Origin of the sequence: Leuconostoc falkenbergense (genome assembly GCF_014634805.1) — a bacterium.
GTDB classification, from domain to species: domain Bacteria; phylum Bacillota; class Bacilli; order Lactobacillales; family Lactobacillaceae; genus Leuconostoc; species Leuconostoc falkenbergense.
In genome coordinates this window covers 1-3,470 of the sequence record NZ_BMBS01000069.1, presented here as the reverse complement: position 1 = coordinate 3,470, position 3,470 = coordinate 1, and the positions used below count along the sequence as shown (strand labels likewise).

General features: G+C 35.2%; 6 protein-coding genes. All 6 read right to left on the bottom strand.

The features are described from left to right. Window positions 1-120: GIY-YIG nuclease family protein (locus tag IEU71_RS09785; RefSeq protein ID WP_188349652.1), on the bottom strand; the 120-nt coding region annotated here is incomplete at its 3' end. Window positions 121-191: 71 nt separating this feature from the next. Continuing rightward, on the bottom strand, window positions 192-926 hold the full coding sequence (locus IEU71_RS09780) for a class I SAM-dependent methyltransferase (protein ID WP_004914910.1): 735 nt from the start codon (window positions 924-926) through the stop codon (window positions 192-194). A gap of 391 nt (window positions 927-1,317) precedes the next feature. Then, entirely contained in the window at window positions 1,318-1,512 is a 195-nt protein-coding gene (locus IEU71_RS10230) for an AAA family ATPase (protein ID WP_004914915.1), read from the bottom strand. Between the two features lie 727 nt (window positions 1,513-2,239). Continuing rightward, window positions 2,240-2,392 (bottom strand): hypothetical protein, encoded by a 153-nt coding sequence (locus IEU71_RS09770; protein WP_004914922.1) that lies wholly within the window; start codon window positions 2,390-2,392, stop codon window positions 2,240-2,242. A 143-nt stretch (window positions 2,393-2,535) separates the two neighbouring features. Next, complete coding sequence (locus tag IEU71_RS09765) at window positions 2,536-2,748, bottom strand: M78 family metallopeptidase domain-containing protein (RefSeq protein WP_004914924.1); 213 nt, start codon at window positions 2,746-2,748, stop codon at window positions 2,536-2,538. A 108-nt stretch (window positions 2,749-2,856) separates the two neighbouring features. Continuing rightward, window positions 2,857-3,222: a helix-turn-helix domain-containing protein gene (locus IEU71_RS09760; RefSeq protein ID WP_036068873.1), complete on the bottom strand. Its 366-nt coding sequence runs from the start codon at window positions 3,220-3,222 to the stop codon at window positions 2,857-2,859. Between the last annotated feature and the right edge of the window lie 248 nt (window positions 3,223-3,470).

Genomic DNA, 3,470 nt, shown 5'->3' with positions numbered 1-3,470 from the left:
TGGAATACCCGTGTTATTAAATTGCTTTAGCCTGTTGTCAAGATTGGTAGTTTGACCAATTTTGATGTAGCCCGGAAATGATTTGTTTTCAAGGGCGTATAAGTAACCAATATCTGTCATAGCAAGAAATACTTTCCAAACTTTTTAACGTGAACGCTTGGCACGTATGTACGCACTCTGTGAGTGCTTTTTTATTGTTTTATTGGCGCAGTGGCGATGATTGAATAGGTGGGCATCCATGGACCAGTCCACCAACCAATAATGCCATAAGTCTTATGTTTTTGAATGCTGTAACCATTAGATTGTAGCACTGAGATATATTCATTTTTGTTATGTCCTGTATCAACAATTATCAGCATTCCGTTTGACTTTAAGACACGATCTGCTTCATTCAAAGCGTCTTTACGTGCTGAAGTAGGTTTAATATTATGAAGTGCTAAGCTTGTGACAACAAAATCATATTGGTTTTCTTCAAAAGGTAGATCTAACATGTTTGCTGTTTTAACATCTGCTACCCGTGATAACTTTTTTGATTCGATGATATCATTTGTATTTTTCAGGCTATTATTTGATTGATCTTTATTAAGCCATAAGTCAATACCCGTTGCATGTCCTTTTTCTGATAGGTGTTGCGCAAATTTCAACAGCACAAGGCCATGTCCAGTCCCTAAATCCAGCACCTTACTGTTTTCGGGGATAGTTAAATCAGCAATGATGCTGTCCCATATCATGGATTTTCCACGTATTGAGGTGTGTATGAATATCAAGCCGCCCAAAACCATGATGATACCGTAACAAACAGTCCATAAGTAACCGCTGAAGTGTTCGTGGAATATTAAAGCAAATAGAAGAGCTAGCAACCCAGCAACAATATAAAGAATTGGCACCAATGGTGCATCTAATCCCTGCTTTTTTAGTTTATTCATTTTCATCCCCCCAAAAGATGATATTAGTTTAAATTTGCACTTATGTAAGCACTCACTGAGAGTTCTTTTATTTTTGAATAGATTTTAAGAAATAATCTATTTGTCTATTGTTTTTTAAAACCACAACATTTTTGGTATTTTGAACATCAGCAAGCATTTTGATTATTGCAGGCTTTCGTTTCTTGTTAAATATCCATATCCAACGCACAAACTCAAAGTCAATTTTTTCAGGGCAGTTATCGTGCATGTCTGGTCGAGATTGTCCCTTATAGTGAATGTACCTTTTAAACACGTTATACAGACACATTGCTTTACTACGATCTATAAAAACAATGGTATCGGCTTTAGCTACTCGCATATCAAGCGTGGCGCTATAATTACCGTCTATAATTCATTGGTCTTTATCTAAGACATTGCTAATAACATGGCGTTGTTCATCTTTACTGCTCATTTCCCAGTTATCATGCCATAAAAGGGCGTCTAAATGGAAAACAGGAACGTTCATTTTGTGACTAAGTTTTCTAGCTAAAGTTGATTTACCAGAACCACCACAGCCTATAATCATAATTTTGTTATAGTTTTTCATTTGTAATACCTTTGTGTTGTTATTTACGACTATACTTTGAAAATTGAGCCAAGGAGTGGTATGAAGAAACTTAATTAAAGATTTAGAAATCAGCTTTGTTGTTAGATTTGTTAGGTTGATCACTGGTAATTAGGGGATGTTTTGCTTTTAGCAAATCAAACATATTGAATATAAGTGGTTTAGCTACAAAAAAGAAAATAGGGACAGCAACGAAAAATGTTTTAATCCAGTTTCCAATATAACCAATCAAAAACTGAGGGTATAGGGTGTGATGGATTACTGTGAACAATACCATCATTATTGATACATTAAACCATATAACCAACAAGGGTATGCTAACCTGCACAGGAACGTTTATTTTAATGATGTTTGGGAAGTAATTGTGTAACTTTAGAACGATTGGTAATGTTACGAACGTTCGTAGACAATATATAAATACGACGATTAATGGGTATACAATCAGTAAGCGAAAAAACATTTTTTCAGAGAAACCATAGCGAATAACTGTATTATAACTTGCCATGATAGCTACCATAGTGCATATAAGAGTCCAGACAGGTGTATCTGGATGATGTAGTAATTTATTGAAAAAATGTTTTTGGAGTTTCATATATTTTCCTCGATTGTTTTTTAATGTCATCCCCGCCCATAGTTTAAACAGGAGACCGATGTACAGAACTGGCTTCCTTTTAATAACGAACAGTTATTTTTTCGGTTTTTCTAATGATCAAATTAATTGAGCAGTGGCTACCATTATTCCCGCAATCAAGAATAAGGCACCAGAAAATTGATAAGTTTTATTATTTTCATTTTTGGACAAAACCAAAAAAGTTATACCTAGAATGAAAAAGAGTAAAGACGTCATAAGTAGTGGTTTCATATTGAGTTCTCCAGTGAGTTATTTGTTTGTTGAAATAAGTCGTTCATTAGCCGAGTAGCTGTCATGTTAGCTTGCTTTTCAGCAAGTAGTGTCTTGTAACGCTTTTTGTTTGAATAATCAGCGGGGATGGAATCCCTATCAAGTCACTTACTGATAGTAGGTGGCTTTTTAATTTGAAAGTGGTTAGCGACATACTCAGCTTGCTTTTCAGCTAACAGCGTTTTCATTGAGTGGCGTTTGTCATCCCCGAAGACATCAAAGTCAGCGTGTGCGCTTTCGTGTACGATAGTGTGTAGTTGTTGCCACTCTGGTTGTAACGTGTTTATAAATATCTTAGTGCCATTGCTATCTTTCACAACCTCACCAAAATACTTATTATGTTCTACCTCAATACCAAAGAATTTGTAATCAGGGAAACAGTCAATATATAACTAAATATTTGTCATACATGTGTCGCCCCGCAATCACAAACGACGTTTTGATAGTTTAGCAATCTCAACAAGTTTTTTAATTTGTTCTATCTCTTCGGGTGTGGCGCTAGGGTCAATGAAATAGGCGACTTGTTTTTGTCCCTCTGTGAGTGGTGGCTCATCCCCGTTATCATCCACAGCAGGCGTTTTAAGCGGGTTATCAGTCTTGCCTTGTAGATACTCTACTGTGGTATCTAAAGCGTCAGCAATCAGTGAGAGCATGGCAAAAGAGGGAGTATATTTATCAGTTTCAATTTGTGCAATGCTTGAACGTGAAGAATTAACTAATTCAGCTAGAGAAGTTTGAGTTAGTTTTTTTATTTTGCGCTGTTCTTTCATGCGTTCTGATGTAACAGACATATTAGCACCTCGATTAAATGTTAAGAATTTATAAAGCACTTAATCAAAAATGAAACTTAATTAAGAAACTTTAAAGCGTATTGTACAGTGAACTAACAAAAGTTATAGTTTAATTATTGAATGTTAGTTTAACGAACAAAATATATTTACTTGTACAGTGAATATACACTAATCATACCAGACAATACAGGTCAATTAAAGGCAAATAGATACATTTAAGTGCAAGAGTGAACCACTATAAAAGCAAC